The organism is Vibrio sp. CyArs1, from assembly GCF_022432925.1.
Lineage (GTDB): Bacteria > Pseudomonadota > Gammaproteobacteria > Enterobacterales > Vibrionaceae > Vibrio > Vibrio mediterranei.
Genome location: NZ_JAKRBO010000001.1, coordinates 1,265,597 through 1,289,824 on the forward strand (window position 1 = coordinate 1,265,597; position 24,228 = coordinate 1,289,824).

Sequence of the window (24,228 nt, forward strand, 5' to 3'; positions counted from 1 at the left end):
GACCTGTTAGAAAGTGTCCAATTTCAATGATTGGACACTGCAATGAGCCACCCATCTCATCTAGAACTTCTTCTTAATACTCGTCGCTCTGTTCGTAAATACGACCAAAGCGCGACCTTTGACCACAATGCCGTTAAAAAGGCCCTTGAACACGCCACGCTAAGCCCGAACAGTAGCAACATGCAGATGTGGGCCTTCCACCGTGTGATCAGCGAAGACAAACGTGCTGCATTAAGTGAAATCTGCATGGGGCAAAATGCCGCTAAAACCGCAAACGAATTGGTTGTGGTGACGGTGACACCAAACAAATGGAAGCAGCGCGCCAAGATGAATGCTGACATTGTTCGCAGCAACTTTAACGGCCGCGAAGATGAGACCTCAAAGCGAGCATTTAAGTATTACGACAAACTGATCCCAATGGTTTATAACAATGATTCACTTGGCATCCGTGGGGTAGTGCGCAAAATATACAGCTTCTGGCTTGGCAGAAACAAACCGATGGTGCGTGAAGTCAGTAAGGAAGACGTTAGAGTCTGTTTACATAAAAGTGCAGCTCTTGCCTCTATGACCTTTATGTTGTCAATGCGCGAGCAGGGCTATGACACTTGCCCGATGGAAGGCTTTGATTCGGTAAGAGCAAAACAACTTCTCGACTTAGGTGAAAATGATGAAATTACCATGATCATCAGTTGTGGTGTTCGTACCGACGAAGGTATTTATGGCGACCGTCACCGCGTCCCCAACGAAGAGGTAATTTTTACTCACTAAATGTGGTCTAGGTTCACACCTGAAATTGATAGCATTTAGCTATCAATACAATATTTACAATCGATTTAACCTAAGTTGGTATTACTCATATACTGGCCTCAACGAAATAAGGTTCCACTCTGATTTAAAGAGGAAAGTATTATGACAAACACTAATTTTATCGGTCTAGACCAAGCAGCTTCCGACTCAATTGCGATTGAACTTAATCAGCTACTCGCTAACTATCAGGTGTTGTACATGAACACTCGTGGTTATCATTGGAATATCAAAGGTGAACAGTTCTTCGAATTGCACGCTAAGTTCGAGGAAATCTATACGGACTTACAAACGAAGATCGATGAGCTTGCTGAGCGTATTTTGACTATTGGTCATACTCCAGACCATAGCTTTAGTCGCTATCTAGAGCTAAGTGCAATTGAAGAGCACCAAAATGCCTTTCGCGGTAAAGAGTGTGTCTCTGGCCTAGTAAATGGTTTCTCTGTGCTTATCAATAAACAGCGCGAAATCCTAGAGCAAGCTGGCGAGGCAAGTGACGAGGGTACTGCAGCATTGATGGGTGACTATATTCGCGAGCAAGAGAAATTACTCTGGATGTTGAATGCCTATCTTCAATAATTCAACCGCAACAAAAAAGGCGCTTAAGCGCCTTTTTTGTCATCAATCTGTCTGCGATGTTAGCGTGATATTCCCTGAATATCTATATCGACCATCTGGCCAAAGATGGGTCGGATAATGATAGTCCCTAGACTCCATTAAAGAGACTAAATCTGACAATAAATGCCTCAACTCTTTGTGACTTTTTACTCGCATTTCATCACTTTGCAAATCAGCACTAGACCCTAAATACGCCGCAGTTGCCAAGTAAAAGAACTCGACGGTTTTGCACGCATCATCACACGTTGGGTCATCATAACTGTACAGTCCCTTTTGCTCGGCTAGCTGCCATTGCTTATACAGCACACTTTGTTTTGCCTTTTTGTCGCTAAATACCGCTGGTAAATACGGCTGCCAACCCGCATTGACTATCAAATGATGTATCTCTTCTTGCGACGCATCTCGCCCAAACGTCGGTGCAGTTTCATCTGCCGATAAATCTTGCCCTAACATATGGTCAAAGTAGGGTTCGAGCTTTTCAAATGCGTCATCACTAAAGCCCGATTGGCTCATCAACAAAGTAGCGTGATTATTCCGAAGTGGCTCAATGATATTAGGTTCATCAATCTGACCGTTTTGATCGTTGTCTAGCCATTGTGCGGTCACATTGGCGGCATGTTTGAGCTTATCTTGGGGTACCGATGAGGTGGCACAAATCGTAACCACGTCAAAGACTCGGGCTTTCTGGGTAAAGAAATCACCTGGGCATCCAGCAACAGGCGATTCCACAGAAGAAAACTCTCCCGCACTAGATAATGCACTGATAAAGAATAGTAAGCCTATACAACGTTTCATCCCTGCTCCTCAACCGTTGCTTATTTTTGGTCCTCATTCTAATAACAGTGATGAAGACTTACTGTATTAACAGGTCATTAATTGTCAGTGTTAGCCATTATTCTATTGCCTTAACAAATTAAATAGATAACAATTATATTGCACACAATATATTTTTAAGGATATCGATATGATCAAGCTTCACCATCTCAATCACTCTCGTTCAAAAAGAATTATTTGGCTGCTAGAAGAGCTTGGTCTCGATTATGAAGTCGTCCCATATCAGCGTGACTCAGTGACATTTCTTGCACCACCCGAGCTGAAGTCGGTACACCCACTTGGCAAATCTCCAGTGATCGAATTAGACGGCCAAATCATCACAGAATCCGGTGCTATTACTGAATATCTTATCGAGCGATTTGGCGCAGACCAATTGGCACCAGCTCGTCAAAGCCTTATCTACGCCGATTATCTGACTTGGCTACACTTTGCAGAAAGTTCTGCGATGCTTCCGCTACTTCTGAAAGTGTTTCTTGCAAAAGAGCCTGCAGAAACCGCCTTCCTATCAAGCTATGCAGATATAGAACAAAACAAAGTACTGGATTATGTGAATCAGCAACTTGAAGGTAAACGCTATCTGATTGAAGATCGTTTGACTGGTGCGGACATCATGATGTCGTTCGTGGTGGATGTTGTCACGAATTTAGGCGTCATTAGCCAATACGCCAACATTCAGCGCTACTCAGAGCAGCTGGAGAAAAATCCAAACTACCAAAAAGCTATCGAAATTGAACTTCAACATAACCATTAAGCGGCGCTTGGTCATTCCTATTATGAGATAATCACCGAACCACGCCGCTCCATATCAATCAGCATTACTGATATGAGCGGCATAATGCGTATCTCGCCCTATTTACCTGACGACCAAAACATCAGATCCGATTTATAATCATTAACTATGCTTCGCTTTGGCAGCGTCGAACCATGCTCACTAAGCCAACGATTCAGCACTTTGTATGCATACCATGCTCCGATTACATTGGCGATGGACAATCCTACCCAAGTCCCTTCTAACGACCAATATGACCCAAGCAAAGCAAGCGGTATTGTCAAACCGAGCGACTTCACTATGGTAAGTTTTAGCGACGTTCGAGGCGATTGCACCCCATTGAGAAAAGAGGTTGTAATGAGTAGTAGCCCAAACATAGGGAAACTTAAGCCGACAGTCCAAAAATAATAAACTCCTTGCGCCACAACCGCATCAGATTGGGTAAACAGCGTCATGATCGTCTGTGGAAATAGCGCCACAATAGTGAAGGCCGCTATCCCCCAATACACGGTCAGTCGTCCTGCGTGAGCAACGATTTTATCCAGTCTATGCCAATGTTTAGCGCCAAAATTCTGAGCCACGAAAGGCGTCATCACAACACTCAATGACAAAATGCCCACCAGAATTAGCGATTCTATGCGCGTGACAATACCAAAAGCCGCGACCGCATCCTCGCCGTAACCAGACACGATGCGGGTTATCACTGCGATCGCGACTGGGTTCAAAAGCTGAGCCGCAATTGCGGGCATGGCAACATATAACATGCCTCTAAGATCCTTTATCGCCTGTCGAATATCCTTAAAGAAGCTGAGTGAGAGCAACGACTCGCGCACTAACAACGTCATCATCAAGAGGAAGATGACAGCCCAAGAAAGAACCGTAGCGTAGGCAGCTCCCGCTAACCCCATGGCAGGAAAAGGTCCAAAACCAAAAATCAGCACATAGTCGAAGACCACATTAACAATCCCACCAATCCCCATCACCAATGTCGAACGAATCATGATCCCTTTCGCCATCAGCGCCGCATTACCAATTAATCCTGCTACCAGCGCAAACATGCCGATAAACAGAGGCTCCATGTACTGCTTGACCAAAGGTAACATCACCTCAGTCACACCTAGCGCAAAGAATAGGGCATCCATAACCAACAAACCGATACTAGAGAGCAGCACGGTTAGAAAGATGAAAGCAACGATAGCGAGAGTAGTCAGCTGCTTAGCTTTTACCCATTGCTTTTCTCCCAGCACCTTCGCTACCGACGAAGACACGCCAGCAGCGGCGCCCATAAAGAAGGACACTACTAAGATGTATACAGGGTAAGAGAAGCTCATCGCAGCCAGTTCTTGCGTACCGAGCTTCCCGACAAAATAGGTGTCGATAAGTTGGAACATGAAGGTCATCAGCATGCCAAATGCGGCGGGAGCGGTCATGGAAATCAGTGCCGGACGTACCGGCGAGGTAATTATTTTCGCATCCATTGCGTTATCCCTATTCCCTATCGGCCGGATTAGCTCTCGGTCAGTTGAGCCACCGCAGAAGCTACTTGATCCGCTAGCTCACCATTGGTGATTTTCTGCTGCTCAACATCAAAATTGTCGTAGAAACTAGGAATCGACACTAATGCTTTCACATCCGCGGCAAAATAAGGTGCAGCTCCAGAGGCTGCAGCTAGCACGCTTTGCGCTCCACCTGGGCCAGGTGAGGTAGCCAAATACACCACAGGTTTGTTTTGAAACACTTGCATGTTGATGCGAGAGGTCCAGTCAAATAGGTTTTTGTAGGCTGCAGTATACGAACCATTGTGCTCGGCAAGGGAGATAATCACTGCGTCAGCATCTCCAATCAACTGATAAAAGCGCTGCGCTTGTTCAGGAATTCCAGACTGTTTTTCACGATCTTCACTATAAATTGCGGCTTCAAAATCGTTGAGGTCGATAAGATTCACCTCAGCGTTCTCAAGCAGGTTTGCCGCGTAACCGGCTAGGGTTTGGTTAATGGATGCTCGGCTATTGCTGGCACCAAATGCGAGTACTTTAATTGCTTTTGTCATGATTGTTCTCCTAATTCTTGTATGCGTCTAAACCCACGTATTCAATAAACTCAATCACATTGTCGTCAGGGTCTCTGATAAAAAACGATAAACCCGTTGGATGGGTCATTGGACCACCACTAAGGGGGATGTTGAGCTCTACCAAGTTGGCCATCACTTGCTCAGCACTCGACACTTCAATTGCCACATGGGTGTAACCTGTGTGTTTAACGGGTACATCCATAAGTTGGTTTTTCTTTTCACCTGAATTCGCATTCAGAATAAAATTAATATTGATACCACTTGGATGCTCAACAATGGCTACAGGCTCGGGGCCTGCTGGTCCTGCGATGTATTCAAAACCTAGCTTGGCGTAAAAGTCTCTCGATTGTTCAAAGTCACTCACTCGAATTCCTATGTGATTCACTCGGCTAATCTGCTTCATGTTGGCACTCCATTGTTCTACTTGTTCATGGTTAAATTCAGTGTAATTGCTAGTCATATGGAAATTAATGACTAAAATATAAAATCATTATTTCCATATGACTAGGAATAAGCACGATGTACAACGGGAAGCTATTGGATGGTTACGTGGTCTTTGTCGAGGTTGTGGATAGTGGCAGTTTCACTGTCGCAGCGGAGCGGACACAGCACTCCACCTCATACATCAGCAAAGAAGTGACCAAGTTAGAAGAACGCTTAGGCGTGCGTCTACTTCAACGCACTACACGTACGCTGAAACTCACTCCTGAAGGGGAAAATTTTTACCAACATGCTCGTAATGTTGTCGATGCGGCACAAACGGCGGAAGAGTCGTTGTCCGGTAGTCAAATTGAGCCGTCCGGCCTACTAAAAATCACCTGTCCTGTTGCCCTTGGGCTGTCCACTATGAGCGCGATCTTTACCCAGTATGCGCAACGTTATCCCAAGGTCACCTTAGATATCGATCTGAGCGATAAGAAAGTCGACGTCATTGAACAAGGAATCGATATTGCGATTCGTGCGTCTGATAGGCTTGAAGACTCCTCACTCATCAGTCGTAAACTCTTTACTGATAGAGGAATTACGGTGGCCTCTCCTGCTTACCTTCAGCAATATGGAACACCAAGAGCGCCTAGCGAATTGGCTCATCACAACATCATTAGTTATAGCTACGCGAAAAACAACAAGCGCTGGGTTTATGAGGATCTTGATGGGAATGAAGCTTCGGTGGACATCACCAGTAGAATCACGGTCAACAGCGCTAAAATGGAACTAGAAATGTGCAAAGCCGGATTGGGCATCACCCGTTTGCCGCGATTTTATTTAGGTAACGAACTAGAAGCCGGAGAACTGATCGAACTGTTTGACGACTATCCAAAGCATCAACTTGGGGTCTACATGGTGTATCCGAGTAGAAAACACATGTCAGCAAAAGTAAGAGCGTTCAAAGACATTGTCGAAACAGAGCTGGTTCATTCCTTGTCTTTGCGTCAGAAGGAACTAAACAAAGGAATGGCGTAATAAGAAAAGAAAAAGCCGTCACTCCCAACTATGAAAAGAGTGACGGCTAAGTGCTGAAACCAATCTGGATAAGTGGCGATGGAGTCACTTATATAGATTGACCTCACCTCAGTGTCCGGTTTGTTGAGTGCTGAGTTCAACTCAACGGAGCTGAGAGGACGGTATAGCCAGTTCTTGTTTTAGAAACATCAAAGCCTTCATTGGTGAATATGAGCCTTTAAAGTTTCGTTGCCGGGTTCGTCCTGTTAGCTAATGAGATTCGAGCCTCATCGTTGCTTGTGTTATTTCTTGTCTTCTGGTTTGAACTCTTCGTTATCATCCACGGTCAGTGGTTTTCCATCTGGTCCAAAAATCGCAATCGCACTGCCCAAACTCACTAGACGCATAGCCAGTGATGGAGAAACTGCTTTCTGGACCCCTTTTTCTGCTAAGATCTCACCTTCCCAAGCTCGGTCCATGTAGCGACCACTTTGTGTAAACTCAATAACTGTTCTCATGATCTTTCCTCCGGTTTTAATATCTAGCTCGCGCAACGGTAAGTTCTACCGCTCGTAGTTGAGCCAGTGCTTTTGCAAGTTCGAGCTGTGCCTGAGCAAAATTAACGTCGTCGGTATACTTGTTAATGTTCTCTTCGGCTGCGCGGCGCGCCGCTTCCGCTCGAGCTTTATCAATATCTTTGCCGTGTAATGCCGTATCTGCGAGTACGGTAACCACGTCAGGCTGTACTTCTACCAAGCCGCCCGATACATACAAGATCTGCTCTGGTTGCTTGAGATCACCAAGGATTCTTGCAACACCTGGCTTGATCTTGCTGATTAATGGGGAGTGGCCGGGACGAATCCCGAGCTCACCATCCGCTCCGGCAACGGCGATTGCATGAGCTGGCCCTGAATACAGCGTCCCTTCCGCACTCACCACATTGAGTTGAAAGGTTGTTTGTGAAACACCTATTGCCATCACGTCACCCCTTACAGTGTTTTCGCTTTCTCAAGCACTTCGTCGATAGAACCGCAGTACATAAATGCTTGTTCTGGGATATCGTCATATTGACCGTTAAGCAGACCTTGGAAGCCCGCAATAGTGTCTTTCAAAGGTACAAACACCCCTGGCTGGCCAGTAAAGACCTCAGCTACGTGATACGGCTGCGTTAAGAAACGCTCTACCTTACGAGCTCGAGATACCAGTTGCTTGTCTTCTTCGGAAAGTTCATCCATACCCAAGATGGCAATGATGTCTTTGAGTTCTTTATAACGTTGCAGTGTTTTTTGTACCGCTTGCGCTGTGTCGTAGTGCTCTTGACCAATTATTTGCGGATCAAGCTGGCGAGACGTTGAGTCTAGTGGGTCGATCGCAGGATAAAGGCCAAGTGCTGCAATGTTACGTGACAGTACAACCGTTGCGTCCAAGTGAGCGAACGTCGTTGCTGGCGATGGATCCGTTAAGTCATCCGCTGGTACATACACCGCTTGAATCGACGTAATCGAGCCATTTTTGGTAGACGTGATACGTTCTTGCAGTACACCCATCTCTTCCGCCAACGTTGGCTGATAACCTACTGCTGATGGCATACGACCTAACAACGCTGATACCTCTGTACCCGCCAAGGTGTAACGATAAATGTTATCCACGAATAACAGTACATCACGACCTTCATCACGGAAGCGTTCCGCCATGGTTAAGCCTGTCAAAGCAACACGAAGACGGTTACCCGGTGGCTCGTTCATCTGACCATAAACCATGGCCACTTTGTCTAGAACACCAGCTTCTTTCATCTCGTAATAGAAGTCGTTACCTTCACGAGTACGCTCACCAACACCAGTGAACACCGAAAGCCCTGAGTGCGCTTTCGCGATGTTGTTGATAAGTTCCATCATGTTGACGGTCTTACCTACACCAGCGCCTCCGAACAGACCGATTTTACCGCCCTTAGCAAATGGACAAATCAAGTCGATAACTTTCACGCCAGTCTCAAGTAGTTCAGTACTGTTTGACTGATCTTCGTAGCTAGGCGCTGGACGGTGAATCTCATACGACGCTTGTTCGCCAATTGGACCACACTCATCGATAGGTTGGCCTAGAACGTTCATAATACGCCCTAGTGTTTCCTCACCTACGGGTACGGTAATTGGGCTACCTGTAGTTTCTACTTGCAGACCACGTCTTAGGCCATCGGATGAGCCCATTGCGATACAGCGAACCACACCGCCACCAAGTTGTTGTTGTACTTCTAAAACAAGTGAGCTGTTTTCATCACCTACGACTTTTAGAGCGTCGTATACTCGCGGACCGCTGTTTTGTTCGAACTCTACGTCGACAACGGCACCGATGACTTTGACAATTTTGCCAATACTCATAATCTTACCTCTGAATCCTGTTACACCGCTTGAGCGCCGGCGGTAATCTCACTCAACTCTTGAGTGATCGCTGCCTGACGTGCTTTGTTGAACACGAGTTGCAAGTCATCAATTAACTGACCTGCATTGTCCGTTGCGGCTCTCATCGCAACCATTCGCGCTGCTTGTTCACAAGCAATGCTCTCTACCACACCTTGATACACAAGAGACTCAACGTAGCGCAGCATTAAATGGTCCAAGATATCTCTTGGTGCTTGCTCGTAGATGTAGTCCCAACGTGTCTCTTTTTCCGCTTCTTCTTGCTTAGGAAACGGTAACAACTGCATCACGGTAGGTTGTTGCGTCATGGTGTTTACAAATTGGCTATAAACCAGAAATAGTCGGTCTATCTGCCCTTCTGCGTAATGCTCCATCATGGCGTGTACAGTACCCAGTAGCTCTTCGAGCTTTGGGTGGTCTCCCAAACCTGAGGTTTGAGCAATGACACGCCCTGATGATTGAAAAAAGCTGATTGCTTTTGAACCAATCAATGTGGTGTCAACTTCGACACCTTGCTCCTGCCAGCTTTGCATTTCAGACAAAACTTTTCGGAACAAGTTGGTATTTAAACCGCCACATAAGCCTCGGTCTGAAGAGATAATGATGTAAGCAACCCGCTTAACTTCTCTCTCCTGCAGGTATGGATGGCTATATTCCAACGTACCGCCAGACACGTGACTGATTACTTTTTTCATGTTGTCTGCATAAGGTCGAGACGCTTCCATATTGTCTTGAACCTTACGCATTTTGCTCGCCGCCACCATCTCCATCGCACTGGTGATTTTCTGAGTACTTTGAATACTCGCAATCTTGGTGCGTATCTCTTTGGTATTTGCCATTACTGACTCCTACTTGGTTGATGGTTAATATTGCAGCGCAGAAAACTCTTCTAGCAGCGTATAAAGCTTGCCTTCGATTTCCTTGTTGTAATCACCAGTTTTGTTGATCTCTTCGAGTAGATCAGCTTGAGTCTGTTTGGCAAAAGCCACCAAACCATCTTCAAACTCCGCGAGCTTGTTCAATGCCACATCTTCCAAGAAACCCTTTTCGGCTGCGAAGATGACCAATGCTTGATTCGCAACAGACATTGGTGCGTACTGCTTTTGCTTCATGAGTTCAGTCACTTTTTCACCGTGGTCAAGCTGCTTACGAGTCGCTTCATCTAAGTCAGATGAGAACTGCGCGAAGGCAGCTAGCTCGCGGTACTGAGCCAATGCGGTACGAATACCTCCAGAGAGCTTCTTGATGATCTTGGTTTGTGCTGCACCACCTACACGCGATACTGAGATACCAGGGTCCACAGCAGGGCGTAAGCCAGAGTTAAACAACTGAGTCTGCAAGAAGATTTGACCATCGGTAATTGAGATAACGTTAGTCGGTACAAACGCAGATACGTCACCCGCTTGCGTTTCGATGATCGGTAATGCGGTTAACGAGCCAGTACGACCTTTAACTTCACCATTAGTAAAACGCTCTACATAACCCTCATTAACTCGAGCTGCGCGCTCTAGAAGACGTGAGTGAAGATAGAAAACATCACCTGGGAACGCTTCACGACCCGGTGGGCGTTTTAGTAGTAGTGAGATTTGACGGTAAGCAACAGCTTGTTTAGACAGGTCATCGTAGATGATCAATGCATCTTCGCCGCGGTCACGGAAATATTCACCCATGGTGCAGCCTGAATATGGTGCCAGGTATTGTAATGCAGCAGATTCTGATGCTGACGCCACCACAATAATGGTGTTTGCTAGTGCGCCATGTTCCTCTAGCTTACGAACCACGTTAGCAATCGTTGAGGCTTTTTGGCCAATCGCGACATAAATACATTTAACGCCAGTGTCACGTTGGTTGATGATGGCATCGATAGCCATCGCCGTCTTACCTGTTTGACGGTCACCGATAATCAGCTCACGCTGACCTCGACCGATTGGCACCATAGCATCAACCGCTTTGTAACCAGTTTGAATTGGCTCATCCACTGATTTACGGTCGATTACACCCGGTGCAATCACTTCTACAGGGTCAAAGCGTTCAGCTTTCACTTCGCCTTTGCCATCGATAGGCTGACCCAAAGTGTTGACCACACGGCCAAGCAGCGCAGGGCCAACTGGCACTTCTAAGATACGACCCGTACCACGGACCTTCATCCCTTCACAAAGGTCGGCATAAGGGCCCATCACTACCGCACCAACAGAGTGGCGTTCTAAGTTAAGCGCTAGGGCAAAACGGTTATCTGGTAACTCAATCATCTCACCTTGCATAGCATCCGCAAGACCGTGAATGGTGATAATACCGTCACTGACCGAAATGATGGTTCCTTCATTTCTCGCCTCACTCGCCATGTCAAAATTGGCGATGCGCTCTCTGATCAGTTCACTAATTTCATTTGAATTCAATTGCATCTCTTTCCCCTACTATGCGTGTAGGTTGACAGCAAGACGGTGTAACGATGAGTAAATACTTCCATCTAACACCTGCTCGCCCGCTTTAATCATCACTCCACCAACAAGGGATGGATCAATTTGCTGTTCTATCGTTACCGTTTTGCCAAACTTAGCTTCAAGCGCGTTCTTTATGTCCACCAATTGGTCTTGTTCCAATGGCTCTGCGGTGTAAACCAAAACTTCCATGGTTTTTTCATATTCCGCTTTCATTTCAAAGAACAGCTCAACAGTGGTTGCCAGTAGCTTGAGTCTCTTGTTTTCAGCCATAACACGTAAGAAGTTCTTAACGTATTGGCTAAGCCACTCATCACACGAGGTCAGTATCATATCGAGCAAGACTTGCTCTGAACTTTCCTCTTCAAGGTCTTCAATCACCTCGACGACCGCTGGCTGTGATACCACCATTTTTAAAAGCCCTAACGCTTGTCCCCACTCATCGAGCAGTGCCTCATCAAGGGCAAAGTCAAACGCAGCTTTGGCATAGGGTTGAGCAATTGAGGTAAAGTCATTCATCTGATTTACCCCTACATTTCGCTAATCATGTGCTCAACAAGCTCACGGTTACTCTTAGAATCAAGGTTTTTGCGAATCAGTTTGCTGGCACTTTCAATCACTAAATCTGCCATTTCAGATTTCAGCTCCTGACGAACCTTGCTCTTTTCGCTCTCTACCTCAGCTTTACCTTCAGCGATGATTTTCGCTTTCTCTTTTTGCGCTAGCTCTGCTGCTTCTTCCACTAATTGGTTTTGACGTTGCTGTCCTAACTCAATAATGGATTGTGCTTTTTCGCGCGCTTCCGCAACGATGCTCTCACCGTTTGCTTTTGCTAGTTCAAGTTCTTTTGCCGCGGCTGCAGTATTCTTAATACCAGTCGCGATTTCGTCTCGACGCTCGTCAAGCAGTGTTACCAATGGTGGCCACACATATTTCATGCAAAGCCAAACGAAGATAACGAAGGAGATTGCTTGACCCAGCATGGTTGCATTTAGGTTCATAACATCCTCACCAATGTTTACTTATTAAAAATCAATTAAGCCACTGCGAAGATGATGTAGAGACCAATACCAACACCAATCATAGGAACCGCATCCACTAGACCCATCATGATGAAGAACTGAGTACGAAGCATCGGGGTTAAATCTGGTTGACGAGCCACACCCTCTAGGTATTTACCGGCAAGGTTACCGATACCTGCTGCCGCACCCGCCGCACCAAGACCAATTAGAAGTGCACCTGCTACATATAAAACAGCACTTACAATATCCATAACAACTCCTGAGAAATATATTTAGTAAATTAAGTTTGAATTAGTGATGTTCTTCTACTGCCATGCCCATATAGACAACAGTGAGAACCATAAATATAAACGCTTGTAATCCGACAATTAATATATGGAACAATGCCCACGGAACACTTAACGCCCATTGCATCCACCATGGCATTAGTGCGATAAGAATAAATATCATCTCACCCGCATACATATTGCCAAATAGTCGCAGACCTAATGAAATAGGTTTTGAAATTAGTGTGACTAATTCAAGAACCAGGTTCACCGGATATAACAAAGGATGTGAAAATGGCTGAGTAGTCAGTTCTTTAATAAATCCTTTTATGCCTTTATGTTTAAAGGTATAGCCAAGGACTAGAATAAATACTCCTAACGCCATTGACATAGTGACATTAACATCCGCTGATGGTAGGTCTCTAAAGTGACCAAGTCCTATTGCTCGGGTAAAGGCTGGAATAAAATCGATAGGTAATAAATCGATAGCATTCATCAAGAATACCCAAACAAAGATAGTCAGAGCCAATGGACCTATTAGTTTATCTTGTGCTTGGAAAATTTCTTTTACCAGTCCGTCGACAAACTCAAACACCAATTCAACGAGACATTGCAATCGGCTAGGAACCCCACTTGTCGCCTTGGAAACCGCATAGCGAAAGCCTACGATAAAGACGATACCCAGTAACCAAACCATCAACATTGAGTCTAGGTTTATGCCCCAAAAACCATCACCCGAAGTCCAGAACGTCAAATGGTGTTCAATATAGTCATGTGCTGATTGAACGTTTTCCATTACGCTTTCCTCTGTAGTTCAATGGTTTGCTGATCTTTAAGCATTGGACTGATAAAGAAACCTAATACCGTAATGCAATATCCGGCTAATACAGTAACGTTACTCAGTTCCATAAATCGAAATGTCAAAATGAACATCACTATGGTGTAGATCATCTTGATATTGCGACTCAAACGCATCAGATCTTTTAAATTTTGTTGCGGCTTATATTTAGCTTTTAGCGACGCGAATATCATGCCTATGAACGGAGGTACAACTGCAATAATCACTCCGATTAACGCCGATTCTATATCTAGTTTGTCTTTAAAAAAGAGCTCGTAGAGTATAAATACCGACCCAAGCATCAACTGGCTGTATAATATCCGCTTCCCAGCTAGCATTATATCTTCGCTGGGGATACTAGCTTGCATCAGCAATCCTTAATTGTATTTAAAACATATTGATAAATTTAATTACCGACTAAATTAATTAATGGATAACTAAATTTATCATCGACGCAAAATGTAGTTATTTATCTACACAGCTTGCGAGAAGAAAGATACACCCAACAAAGTGATAATATAAATAATAATTAGCGAAACTTATCATTTCATTTTTGGAGGATTTATTTATTTGTATTCCATTAATGATCAAGCTACGTTTATATAGTAAGCCAATACTTACAGACTAACTTATTCACAAGGATGTGAACTCTTTAGTTATTTACATTTAACCTTTGCTATTTTTTGATAAATACACTTATCAACTTAGATTATATTTGCTTAATTATATTTCACTCCCTGATCGTTTATTCTTCCCCACCCAACAGAATAGACTTTCAAGGAGTGATTTTTTTATTTCTAGTCCTTATAAATTTTCCTTCTACCACCACGCTTCGTTAATGTAACGCTTTGTCACTCAAGTTAACTACATTAGTAACAACCTAGCGACAAATCACTCAACAATCCCACCCAAAACCCTTACATATCAATGACTTAATATGTTTTTATACATTCTTACATTTGTTCATTTTCAAAAATAGAAAGTAAGATATCAGTGATAGAGATCACATAGAGAAGTGCTATAACACTAATACTGATTATCTTGTAAACAATATTACTCATGGATACTCTCTTTGTATTTAAGATTTATCTCATTTACGGACTAGCATTTATAACGCTATTTTTCGCGATATTACTGCGCGATATGTCCAGCAGTGAAATAAAAATTGCTAAAGTTCTTCCTTACTTAGGCATTTCTGGATTGGTGCTTGGCTTCCATGAGTGGAGCGAATTGTATCTTGCTATTTACCAACAAGAGTTCGTCATTACGAAACCGATGGAAGTACTACTTCTATTAAAGTTTGTTATTGCCTATCTTCCTTTAAACCTATTCGCATGGAAGATGACCGAACTTCTAGATGCCACTATTGCTAAAACCGTTCGCCGTGTCTGGTTAGGCCTAGCGACTCTCTTACTCGCGGTTTCCTTCTATCAGTTTTCTACTCAAGATTTTTACGCCTTTACCATTAGCGCCACTCGCAACGCACGACTCCTTTTTAGCTTGATCGCTAGCTGTGTTGCAGGGGTTGGTCTTGCGTTGTATTCAAAACAGTTAGAAGAACAAGATGTTCCCAACCATCTGTACTTCTTGCTATCTGGCATTGCCTTTTTCATATACGGCCTCGGCAGCGCCCTTGTTTTTGCTCAGTATGGAGCTTGGGTCTTGGTCTTCCGCTGTGTTGGTGCTGTCATGCTATTGGCAACACTGTGGCAAGCATTGAAGATGTTTGATCTCGAAAGAAAACAACAAATAGAAGAGGCACTATCACTGTCTCTACAAAATCAGAAGTTAAAAGAGCTTGGAGAACTATCTTCAGCCATCGCCCATGAAATAAAAACACCTATTAGCAGTGCTCTTATGAGTTGTGATTTGTTAGAGCAGAATCGCGAGAACCAAGAAATCGCAGACCGTCAAATCGTCCGTATACGTCGAGGACTTGAGCGAGCGGCTTGCATAAGCCAAGAAGTACTACGTTACTCACATCAGCACAGTATTGAGCGGGAGCGAGTGCATGTTGAGAGCATAGTGAATGCCGCTCTCGATATGCTTCGCTACCGTCTTGCTCAATATGACCTGACGTTAGATATCGACCCTAAACTCTATGTCAGAGGCGATAAAGCCTTGCTTGAAGAAGTCGTTATCAACCTTGTATCCAATGCTCTTGATGCCAGCGCCAATCAACGCAAGCTAGCCATCAGAGTTCAAAAAGATCATGACAAAGTGTCATTGAAAGTACGCGACTGGGGTACAGGAATGTCCCCTAAAACCTTAGAGAAGGCGACACAACCTTTCTTTACCACTAAACCAAAAGGCAAAGGTACCGGTATGGGCCTTGCCCTCGTTAAACAAATTGCCACACAACATAACGGCTCTATTACATTCTCGAATGTTTGCCCGGGGCTACTTGTTGAGTTCAAACTACCAGGAGTTAAATAATGAAACTGCAACTACTTTTAGCTGAAGATGATACGGACTTAAGAGAAGTATTGGAGGAAGCATTATCACTTGAAGGCTTTGAAGTCACCGCCGTCGATAATGCCGAAGATGCTCTTGATCTCGCAAAAGAAAAGACGTTTGACCTAGCCCTATTCGATGTGGTGATGAGTGGAATCACTGGCATTGATGCGCTGACAACACTACGCCGATTCCAACCCAATATCGGTGTGATTGTCACTACCGCATTTGCTACGGTAGACCTTGCGGTTGACGCCATGAAAAAAGGCGCTGATGAGTTTCTGACTAAACCATTTAACCTTTCCGCACTCTCCGTCACACTCAAACGTGTTCATGCAGAGCGCTCTCCTAAGGACGTGCAAAATGCCGAGTCTCGTGACCAAGTATTCAGCGCACTATCGAACCCAATTCGCCGCACCGTAGTGAGACAACTAAAAGTACACCACAAAATTAAGTTCATGGATCTATGCCGAATTGTCGGTATCGAGGATCATACGAAATTCAACTTCCACTTAAGACAACTTGTAAACTGTGGACTGGTAACTAAGGACAACGGCAAGGTATACACTTTAACTACTTTGGGCCAGCAGGTTTATACCAGCATGCTTCAATAAGTTCGACAAACAGTAATCAGTTCTTGGTAGGCACTTCTATCGCGAGAGTGCCTACTCGACCTTACAGGAGCCATTTGTGTGCTTTCGAATAGAGAATAATCACTCAGATAACTCTGAAATAGCCTCCTGTAACTCCTCCTCGGCATCCGCTAATTTGCGCTCCTTTTTTTTGATTTTTTTCTGATCACCCTTAGCTTTTGCTTGCTCCAGCTCTTGAGCTCTTTCCGCTACCTTTTTCTTCTTGCTCTCCACTTTCTCCATTCCTTCCTTATACAGCTTTTCATCAGTGCAGTAATTTTGAACATTCTCTATGGCTAATTCGAGGCTTTGGATCTCATGAGTGTTGTTATACTTTTTAGCATATTCCAGCTTGGTTTTGAGTCGCTGCTCTTTGGCCGCACACCCCGTCAACGCTTCTTGGGCAGACACACTGCCACTAACGGATACGGTAAGTGCTAGTAAGGTTAATGTCATTTTTCTCATAGTGTACCTAAATAGATTACGTCTCTTAGACTTCGGATAAAGAAACTAGTAGCATAAAAAACAAACACTTCTTAGCTTAACATTAAGATACTATACGTAAAGATTAATTATCTAGATTGGCTTAAATTGGAGCCATGCGCCCAAAGTGACGCATGAGTGCATACACATGATGTATTTTTCTATCAATCGTATACTGCTTATAAACACACTCTAGGTATTCATCGGCTCACGTTCACGGACAAAACACAAACTATACAAAACTGGAACAACCAATAAGACAATCGGTAGCGAAAACAATAAACCATAGCCGAGTGTTAACGACATCGGCCCCATATAAACGTCAGTGCCACCTATACCGTAAGCGAGTGGTAATAAGCCCACTACTGTTGTCAAAGAGGTTAATAATATTGGGCGCAGTCGACTTACGGATGCTTCTATAACCGCATCAACACCACAATTTCCATCAGCTCTTAGTTCGTTGATTCGATTAATGAGAACCAAAGCGTTATTCACAACGACTCCAGCCATTCCGAGCACTCCTATCAACGCGAATAAAGACAACGCTTGAAAGTGCACAACCAATGCCATCAACGATGCAACAACAGCAAATGGAATCACTGCCATTACTAAGAGTGGTTGAAGTAGCGAATTAAACATGATCGCGAGAACAAAATAGATCGCCACCATAGCGGAAGGAAAAGCAACAATAAATCCACTCATGGTTTCATTAGTTTTTTCCGCTTCACCGCCAATATCAATAGTTACTGTAGCAGCGTATTTACCCTGTAGTTCAGTAAGTAACTCGTTCGACAGTGCTACTGAGCTTAGGGCATCATCCGTTATCTGTGCTGTTACTGTCACTTCTCTCTGTCCATTGTAATGTTTGATCAGTCTAGGGGAGTCAATTTGCTCTACTCTTGCCAAACGACTCAACGGGACTTGTTTTCCATCTGAGGTATAGATCTTTGTTGTCGCTAACTTTTCTAGAGATCGGTAGTCTTCATTTAAAATCATACGGATATCGACTTCTCGGGTGCTTAACCACGTGGAAGTGATTTTCTCGCCATCAAAGGCAATACGTAGTGTATTGGCAAGATCCGCTACCGTGAGTCCATATTTCGCTAGCCATGTGTGCTGCGGCACTATTTTTAATTGAGGATCTTTTAGGGCTTCACTGTTTGTAACATTCGCAAGACCAGAGTGCTCGGCTAACCATTTAGATACCAACTCGACCGCTTGTTGACGATCATGCTCCAATCCTCCCAAGACACGCACTTCGATAGGCTCTCCTGGAGGCGGTCCTCCTGCATCAATGGAAAACTTAACAAACACCTGGTCACTGTAACTGGCAACCTTACGATTCAGTTCAGCGACGATCTCATCTGCTGTGCGCTTTCGCTGGCTATAATCACTCAAGTTGATTCGACCTGTACTCACCGGCGATTGATAAGTCATTTCAAAACTGTCGAGTTCGTCTACGGGTAGTGACTTTATTGCCTGCTCGATTCTCGCATGCATTACGCGAACATTTTCTAACGAGGTTCCCGGCTTTACCTCGGTATGTACCTCTACATATTTTGCAGCTTGTGAAGGAAAGATATCTAATTTAAGAGTCATCACTAGACTCGTCCCTGCTAATGCAACAACGATCACCGCGGTAATAACAGACTTTTTGTAGCGAAGACATTTGGTCAACATCCGCTGATACCAGCCAGCTACCTTAGTGAATTTGCCTGAAGTAGCACGCTTTGATTCTAACGATCCAGAAAGGTGTGCAGGTAAGGTAAAGGTACATTCACCAAGAGAAAACAACAGTGCGGTAATAACCGTAATTGGGATAACGACAATCACTTTCCCCATAATGCCAGGAATAAACATCATCGGAATGAATACCAAGGCCGTGGTCGTCAAGCTGGCCAAAATAGGCTTAATGACCGCTTTAGTTCCCTCAATTGCAGCTTCAATTCCCTGTTTCCCCGCCTCTTTTTGTTGATAAATGCTTTCGGCAACAATCACTGAATCATCAACAATGATTCCTATAACTAACAACAATGCCGCCAAGGTAATACTATCGAGATTCAGCCCAAGCATCGGCAATACGATCATGACACCCAATATGCAAAATGGAATTGAAATAGAAACCCAAAAAGCAACTTGTCTTTTGAGTACCATGCTCAAAACTAGTAATACTAAGAGAAGACCAATAGCACCGTTGGTCGACACGATAGTAAAGCGATTGCTCATGTCATCAGCGAGGTTCATTCCATATTGGAAAGCGAACTGCCCCTGGTACGTAGTTTGTTCTTGCTCTAGCAACGCTTTGATACTGGCGACCGTTTTAGTGATATCCGCATTGCCGCTGTTAGAGATATCGAATAACACCGCATCTTGACCATTGATCACTCCTTGTTGCGTCGCTTTCGCAAAGGTATCAATCACTTGCACAACATCGGAAACTTTCACTATAGTGCCGCTAGGGAGCGCCTTAATAACGATATTTCCAATTTCCTGCGCCGATTGCACTTGAGTCATCGTGATCAGCTTTTGCTCGCTGTTTGTAGCGCGTACCATTCCGCCCGATTGTGACAAGTTCGACTGAACAATTGCATTACTTATCTCGGCAAACGTTAATTGATAACGACTCACCTTTGTAGGATCAATCTCTACCCAAAACTCTCGCTCGCTATACCCAGAGAGTGTGACGGTTTGAACACCTGATAGTGCGCTTATCGCACGTTCTAAGTGGTACGCATACTCTTGTAACTCTCCATTCCCTTGCGTCTCGCCAACAGCACTGATGCCGAACGATAGAACAGAAAATGAAGATGTTTGCTTTTGAGTCACTAGTGGCGGGTTAGTGATATCTTTCGGTAAACCACTCACCCTATCGACGGCTTGTTGAATATCGCGCATAACTTGTGTGGAATCGACATCTGGAAGAAACTCCAGTTCTATTGCAGAAAAGCCATCCACAGATTGAGAGGAAAAAAAGTTAATACCTTTTACCGTGCGTAACTCTTTCTCCAATAGATTAGTAACATTGACTTCAACATCGGAAGCCGTTGCTCCTGGGTAATGAGTCGTCACCTCAGCGGACTCGAAGGCAACATCGGGGTATTCTTGCAGTTTAAGAGTGTATAGTGAAATCACTCCCATCATTAATACCATAATCGTAATAATTCGGGCGAGAAACGGGCGCCGAGCAAAATAGGAAATTAAAGAAAACATGGTCAAAATCGCCTCTTATTTCACTGAAGTTGTGATTTGCGAAACATCGGTCGTGGCATACATCGACATACCTGGTATCAGCTTAAAATCGGCGTTTTTTATATCAACTTCAATCGGATAAGCCATGTGCTGAACATCCATTTCCACTCCTATACGAGCAATAGACGACACCACTTTTTGCTCTGGACTTGTCTCTGCCCAAAGTTCAATCGACTGCCCCACCGATAGCAAAGACATATCATGCTCACTAGCTAACAGACGTACCGTCAACGTATCAATATTCACAAGTCGATAAAGCAAATCACCTTGGTTTACCCAAGCACCAACTTGTGTATCACGGCTCACCACAAAGCCTTCAATATCGGCTCGGATACTTGTCTCTTCGAAGTTTTTCTGAGCAATATCAAGTTCAATTTGTGCCAGCTTAAGTAATGCTTTGGCATTGAGGTAATCAGCTTTGGCGATATCAAGTTCATTAACAGATAAGTTGTTGTTTTTAATAAGCTCTTGATAACGTTCGTACACGGAACGTTTGAGTTTGAGCTCCGCTTGTGCTAGTTCCAGATTGGCCGTGGTACGTGCTAGTTCAAACTGAAAGTCTTGCTTTTTGATTTCAGCTATAACCGTGTACTGCTGAACCTTATCACCGACCTCTACGTCCATGGTTTCAATTACGCCATTGACTTCGGCAACCACATTTACCGATGACAAACTGACAGTTTGCCCAATTAGTTCTATGGCTTGAGCCCAAGGCGCCACCAGACTTAAAGCCAAACAAACTAATGATTTTGGTGTTTTCATATCACACACTCCCTTAGTAAATAAGAGCAGTGTGCAGGAGTGGATGTCGAGTTTTTGTCAAAGCAGTTTTACAACTTAGCAATCGCGTTTCGACAAAAAATCGACACAAGTTTGCTATCATCAATTCACGCTATTGAATTGGAAACATGTATGAGTGTGTTATCTGGCAGCCAGATCTTAGTCGTAGAGGACAATGAAGAACTACAAGGCATATTGGCGGACTTTCTTGACGTCAAACAAGCGGAAGCGGACTTTGCAAGCAATGGTGAGTTAGGCCTATCACTTGCGTTATCTCATACGTTCGATGCCATTATTCTAGATGTAATGATGCCAAAAAAAGATGGGATGCAGGTGGCACGAGAACTGCGCCTTAAAGGCTGCACGACACCTATTCTCATGCTGACAGCACTAAATGGACAATCTGACTTATTGACCGGTTTCGATTCTGGAGTTGACGACTTCCTCACTAAGCCGTTCCAGTTTCCTGAACTCGAAGCCAGACTTACCGCACTAATTAAGCGCTATCGTGGTCAAGTTGCCAAAAGCACACTGAGATTTGGCGATATTGTTATTGATGAAAAAAGCCATCAAGTGACACGACAAGGCGAAAATATAGAGTTAAGCCCAGCGACCTATCAAATCCTACTCGCCCTAGTAAAAGCTCAAGGTGAAGTGGTATCAAGAGAGTCATTAATTCAAACCCTTTGGGGGGAAAATGTGCCCGATAAAGACGTATTACGAAGTCATATCTATTTACTGAGAAATGTCTTAGATAAGCCGTTCGACGTTCCATGCCTAATGACGGTACCTAAATTTGGCTTCAAACTGGTAATTCAATGATGAAAAGGTCAAAGTCACAACCTAGTTATTACTCCATAAAACAAGTCAAAGCTCGCTTGTTACGAACCTTCTCTCTTATCGCTTTGGTCACTTCTTTTCTGGTCTTCTTTGCCTTTTCGCTTCACTTGGCTCTGGAGGAAGACGACCAGATCGAACATCACCTAGTATCATTTGAAGAAATTGCTCAATCCTACTATCAACTTCGTCAAGTAAATCAGGCTCAGCTCAGTAAAAGCGTTACCGCGTACTTTGATGCTAATGTGCTACCGAAAAGAATCGCACAACAGGGGCCTTTCCCATCAGGAAAAGTAACGAAATACAATACCTTCCTCGAAGATGGCTTTTTGGTCTATCACACCAATTTTAAGTTTAACGAGCAAACTATCCCGCTTTACCTCACCATTGATTCGAGAGCGATGGACTTTGGAGATGACTCTTGGGACACATTGATGATCATTTCAATGCTACTGATGGTCTTTCTGATTTTTGTCTTGCGGTTATCGCTGAAAAGGGTCTTCGACACATTAATGTCGCCAATCTCATCCCTCAGCCACCAACTCGCAAGTAACCAAGACGGAGCATTCTCTATCACAGAGCATTCAATTTTAGAGCTGCAAATACTCACCGAGCATCTTAATAGTTACACGCAAATGAAAGAGCGTGTCGCCAAACAAGAGCTTATGTTTGCCAAGTATGCGAGCCACGAGTTGAAAACGCCCATTGCCGTTGTATTGGGTGCCGCCAACTTACAGGCAATGAAACAAGATGAGGCTTTTCAAACCAAGCAACGTGAACGCATACTCAAAGCGGCAAACGGTATGCAACAGACCGTGGAACTGCTACTAAACATCGTTAAACAAGAAAATGCGAGTCCCGATAGCTTATCGACCAAAGTCAATGAACAAGATTTGGAGCTAGCAAAATACTATTCAAGTGCTTCAAAAGACACAAAAGTAACGGTGCAGATCGAAGAAGGGACAGCGGTTAACCTACCATTGATAGCCGTGAGAATGATAGTCGGAAATTTGCTAGACAATGCCATACGTTTTACAGCCAAAGGGGAGATTTCCGTCCGTATCTCATCTCAGGAAATTTGCATTACTGATAACGGCTGTGGACTGAACAATAGTAACGATATTGAGCATGGGCTGGGGCTGCTGATTGTTCATCGGATCGCAGAAAGCTATGGCTGGCAATTTACACTTTCGAACAATACTAACAGTAATGGATGCTACGCGAGACTCATACGGATTGATAGCTAGACGCAAACGATAGGAACCAAGTCGTTCCTATCGTTACACGATCATCACCCGTAATCCTCAGTTATCGCTAGATTGCTTGACTAGATCTGGGAACTGTTCGAACAAAAAGTCTAAGAACAATCGAATGCGTTTGGGTTGGTATTTTTTACTCAAATAGACCACATTCAAATCCGCACTTGATACCGTTGTCGAAGCATTGAAGTTTTTCATATAGCCGTTAAGCACTGTTACCAAACGACGATGGTTAATGTCTGCCTGAACATCCAATAGTGACTTGAGAGCAATACCCGTTCCCTCTAACGCCCATCGACGAATCACTTCACCATCATCTGAAAAACGTTTGGGCGTTACCGTAATGGATTTTCGTTGGTCATTTTCTCGAAAGTGCCACGTCTTTAACTCTTCGTTATGACGCAACATCACTAAACAATCATGCCCAACCAAATCTTGAGGGGTAATAGGAGTCCCCCGCTTTGCTAGGTACTCTGGCGAGGCGCACAACACACGGCGACTGGACGCTAATCTGCGAGAGATGAGGTTACTATCCGCCATTTCCCCATAGCGAATGACAATATCCATACCCGATTCGTTAACGTTCGACAGGTGGTCATTGAGGTAGAGATAAGGAATGACGTCAGGATAGCGTTCTGAAAACTCATTCAGAATGGGCACTATGTATTGTTTGCCAATGTCTTTTGGCGCAGACACTCTCAGCGCGCCTTTTACCTCTTTAACGCCACTTTGGATAATATTTTCCACTTCATTGACGTTATCCAATATATCCAAGCAAGCTTTGTAGTAGAGTTCTCCTGAGTCAGTTAACGATACGTGGCGAGTACTTCGATTAAGCAGTTTTACGCCATAACGCTCCTCCAAAGCCTGAAGCCTAGCCGTCATTGAGGCTGGCGACAATCCAAGGTCTCTGCCCGCAGCCGCTAACCCTTGGTGCTTAACAATGCTCGCGAACATCTCCATATCTGAAAACTTATCCATAGGCGCTCCATTATTTAACCAATCCGAATAATGATTTCG

At 44.2% G+C, this 24,228-nt stretch carries 26 protein-coding genes; 8 read left to right on the forward strand and 18 right to left on the reverse strand.

The window, feature by feature from the left end:
- The first annotated feature begins 42 nt into the window (after positions 1-42).
- Both MMA19_RS05935 and MMA19_RS05940 read left to right on the forward strand, forming a co-directional pair.
- A complete protein-coding gene (locus MMA19_RS05935) occupies positions 43-768 on the forward strand; it encodes a nitroreductase family protein (protein ID WP_031493593.1) in 726 nt (241 codons plus the stop codon).
- Between the two features lie 141 nt (positions 769-909).
- Positions 910-1,383 (forward strand): Dps family protein, encoded by a 474-nt coding sequence (locus tag MMA19_RS05940; protein WP_006070136.1) that lies wholly within the window; start codon positions 910-912, stop codon positions 1,381-1,383.
- A 42-nt stretch (positions 1,384-1,425) separates the two neighbouring features.
- Here MMA19_RS05940 and MMA19_RS05945 read toward each other — a convergent pair whose 3' ends face one another.
- Positions 1,426-2,217, reverse strand: coding sequence for a hypothetical protein (locus MMA19_RS05945; protein WP_240205763.1), 792 nt, complete (start codon positions 2,215-2,217; stop codon positions 1,426-1,428).
- A gap of 169 nt (positions 2,218-2,386) precedes the next feature.
- Here MMA19_RS05945 and MMA19_RS05950 point away from each other — a divergent pair, with 169 nt between their 5' ends.
- Complete coding sequence (locus MMA19_RS05950; protein ID WP_124941669.1) at positions 2,387-3,007, forward strand: glutathione S-transferase; 621 nt, start codon at positions 2,387-2,389, stop codon at positions 3,005-3,007.
- Positions 3,008-3,105: 98 nt separating this feature from the next.
- On the opposite strand, the gene MMA19_RS05955 is transcribed toward MMA19_RS05950, so the two are convergent.
- Genes MMA19_RS05955 through MMA19_RS05965 form a run of 3 tightly spaced genes read right to left on the reverse strand, consistent with a single transcriptional unit; the run spans position 3,106 to position 5,499 of the window.
- The gene (locus MMA19_RS05955) at positions 3,106-4,503 is read right to left on the reverse strand and encodes an MATE family efflux transporter (protein WP_240205764.1); all 1,398 of its coding nucleotides are present in this window, start codon (positions 4,501-4,503) and stop codon (positions 3,106-3,108) included.
- A 29-nt stretch (positions 4,504-4,532) separates the two neighbouring features.
- Positions 4,533-5,063, reverse strand: a complete 531-nt coding sequence (locus tag MMA19_RS05960) for an NAD(P)H-dependent oxidoreductase (protein ID WP_240205846.1) — start codon at positions 5,061-5,063, stop codon at positions 4,533-4,535.
- A 22-nt stretch (positions 5,064-5,085) separates the two neighbouring features.
- Positions 5,086-5,499 (reverse strand): VOC family protein, encoded by a 414-nt coding sequence (locus tag MMA19_RS05965; RefSeq protein WP_240205765.1) that lies wholly within the window; start codon positions 5,497-5,499, stop codon positions 5,086-5,088.
- Positions 5,500-5,615: 116 nt separating this feature from the next.
- On the opposite strand from MMA19_RS05965, the gene MMA19_RS05970 reads away from it, so the two are divergent.
- Complete coding sequence (locus MMA19_RS05970) at positions 5,616-6,557, forward strand: LysR family transcriptional regulator (RefSeq protein WP_240205766.1); 942 nt, start codon at positions 5,616-5,618, stop codon at positions 6,555-6,557.
- A gap of 281 nt (positions 6,558-6,838) precedes the next feature.
- Here MMA19_RS05970 and MMA19_RS05975 read toward each other — a convergent pair whose 3' ends face one another.
- Genes MMA19_RS05975 through MMA19_RS06020 form a run of 10 tightly spaced genes read right to left on the reverse strand, consistent with a single transcriptional unit; the run spans position 6,839 to position 13,882 of the window.
- Positions 6,839-7,054, reverse strand: coding sequence for a hypothetical protein (locus MMA19_RS05975; protein WP_006070144.1), 216 nt, complete (start codon positions 7,052-7,054; stop codon positions 6,839-6,841).
- Between the two features lie 16 nt (positions 7,055-7,070).
- Complete coding sequence (locus MMA19_RS05980; protein WP_006070145.1) at positions 7,071-7,514, reverse strand: F0F1 ATP synthase subunit epsilon; 444 nt, start codon at positions 7,512-7,514, stop codon at positions 7,071-7,073.
- Positions 7,515-7,525: 11 nt separating this feature from the next.
- Positions 7,526-8,911, reverse strand: coding sequence for a F0F1 ATP synthase subunit beta (atpD, locus tag MMA19_RS05985; protein WP_006070146.1), 1,386 nt, complete (start codon positions 8,909-8,911; stop codon positions 7,526-7,528).
- Between the two features lie 20 nt (positions 8,912-8,931).
- Positions 8,932-9,789, reverse strand: a complete 858-nt coding sequence (gene atpG / locus MMA19_RS05990) for a F0F1 ATP synthase subunit gamma (RefSeq protein ID WP_031493101.1) — start codon at positions 9,787-9,789, stop codon at positions 8,932-8,934.
- Between the two features lie 24 nt (positions 9,790-9,813).
- A complete protein-coding gene (gene atpA / locus MMA19_RS05995; RefSeq protein ID WP_038230813.1) occupies positions 9,814-11,352 on the reverse strand; it encodes a F0F1 ATP synthase subunit alpha in 1,539 nt (512 codons plus the stop codon).
- Positions 11,353-11,364: 12 nt separating this feature from the next.
- The gene (locus MMA19_RS06000; protein WP_038230814.1) at positions 11,365-11,907 is read right to left on the reverse strand and encodes a F0F1 ATP synthase subunit delta; all 543 of its coding nucleotides are present in this window, start codon (positions 11,905-11,907) and stop codon (positions 11,365-11,367) included.
- Between the two features lie 11 nt (positions 11,908-11,918).
- Entirely contained in the window at positions 11,919-12,389 is a 471-nt protein-coding gene (locus MMA19_RS06005; RefSeq protein WP_006070150.1) for a F0F1 ATP synthase subunit B, read from the reverse strand.
- A gap of 35 nt (positions 12,390-12,424) precedes the next feature.
- The gene (atpE, locus tag MMA19_RS06010; protein WP_004727739.1) at positions 12,425-12,661 is read right to left on the reverse strand and encodes a F0F1 ATP synthase subunit C; all 237 of its coding nucleotides are present in this window, start codon (positions 12,659-12,661) and stop codon (positions 12,425-12,427) included.
- Positions 12,662-12,701: 40 nt separating this feature from the next.
- A complete protein-coding gene (gene atpB, locus MMA19_RS06015; RefSeq protein ID WP_006070151.1) occupies positions 12,702-13,472 on the reverse strand; it encodes a F0F1 ATP synthase subunit A in 771 nt (256 codons plus the stop codon).
- Positions 13,472-13,882, reverse strand: a complete 411-nt coding sequence (locus MMA19_RS06020) for an ATP synthase subunit I (RefSeq protein WP_006070152.1) — start codon at positions 13,880-13,882, stop codon at positions 13,472-13,474. The genes atpB and MMA19_RS06020 overlap by 1 nt, the downstream gene beginning before the upstream one ends.
- Before the next feature lie 691 nt (positions 13,883-14,573).
- On the opposite strand from MMA19_RS06020, the gene MMA19_RS06025 reads away from it, so the two are divergent.
- Both MMA19_RS06025 and MMA19_RS06030 read left to right on the forward strand, forming a co-directional pair.
- Positions 14,574-15,950 (forward strand): HAMP domain-containing sensor histidine kinase, encoded by a 1,377-nt coding sequence (locus MMA19_RS06025; RefSeq protein WP_006070154.1) that lies wholly within the window; start codon positions 14,574-14,576, stop codon positions 15,948-15,950.
- Positions 15,950-16,582, forward strand: a complete 633-nt coding sequence (locus MMA19_RS06030) for a response regulator (RefSeq protein ID WP_038230815.1) — start codon at positions 15,950-15,952, stop codon at positions 16,580-16,582. The genes MMA19_RS06025 and MMA19_RS06030 overlap by 1 nt, the downstream gene beginning before the upstream one ends.
- A gap of 99 nt (positions 16,583-16,681) precedes the next feature.
- Here the strand turns inward: MMA19_RS06030 and MMA19_RS06035 are convergent, their stop codons facing one another.
- The 3 genes from MMA19_RS06035 to MMA19_RS06045 all read right to left on the reverse strand — a co-directional run bounded on the left by MMA19_RS06035 (position 16,682) and on the right by MMA19_RS06045 (position 21,094).
- Positions 16,682-17,065, reverse strand: a complete 384-nt coding sequence (locus MMA19_RS06035; protein ID WP_240205767.1) for a DUF1090 domain-containing protein — start codon at positions 17,063-17,065, stop codon at positions 16,682-16,684.
- A gap of 210 nt (positions 17,066-17,275) precedes the next feature.
- Positions 17,276-20,293 carry an efflux RND transporter permease subunit gene (locus tag MMA19_RS06040; RefSeq protein WP_240205768.1) on the reverse strand — a complete coding sequence of 1,006 codons (3,018 nt, stop codon included), beginning with the start codon at positions 20,291-20,293 and terminating at the stop codon, positions 17,276-17,278.
- 15 nt (positions 20,294-20,308) lie between these two features.
- Positions 20,309-21,094 carry an efflux RND transporter periplasmic adaptor subunit gene (locus MMA19_RS06045; protein WP_240205769.1) on the reverse strand — a complete coding sequence of 262 codons (786 nt, stop codon included), beginning with the start codon at positions 21,092-21,094 and terminating at the stop codon, positions 20,309-20,311.
- A 156-nt stretch (positions 21,095-21,250) separates the two neighbouring features.
- Between MMA19_RS06045 and MMA19_RS06050 the strand changes: the two genes are divergently transcribed.
- Complete coding sequence (locus tag MMA19_RS06050) at positions 21,251-21,934, forward strand: response regulator transcription factor (protein ID WP_200874605.1); 684 nt, start codon at positions 21,251-21,253, stop codon at positions 21,932-21,934.
- Positions 21,931-23,196 (forward strand): HAMP domain-containing sensor histidine kinase, encoded by a 1,266-nt coding sequence (locus tag MMA19_RS06055; protein WP_346657524.1) that lies wholly within the window; start codon positions 21,931-21,933, stop codon positions 23,194-23,196. Before MMA19_RS06050 ends, MMA19_RS06055 begins: the two co-directional genes overlap by 4 nt.
- Positions 23,197-23,253: 57 nt before the next feature.
- Here the strand turns inward: MMA19_RS06055 and MMA19_RS06060 are convergent, their stop codons facing one another.
- Positions 23,254-24,189 carry a LysR family transcriptional regulator gene (locus MMA19_RS06060; protein WP_240205770.1) on the reverse strand — a complete coding sequence of 312 codons (936 nt, stop codon included), beginning with the start codon at positions 24,187-24,189 and terminating at the stop codon, positions 23,254-23,256.
- Between the last annotated feature and the right edge of the window lie 39 nt (positions 24,190-24,228).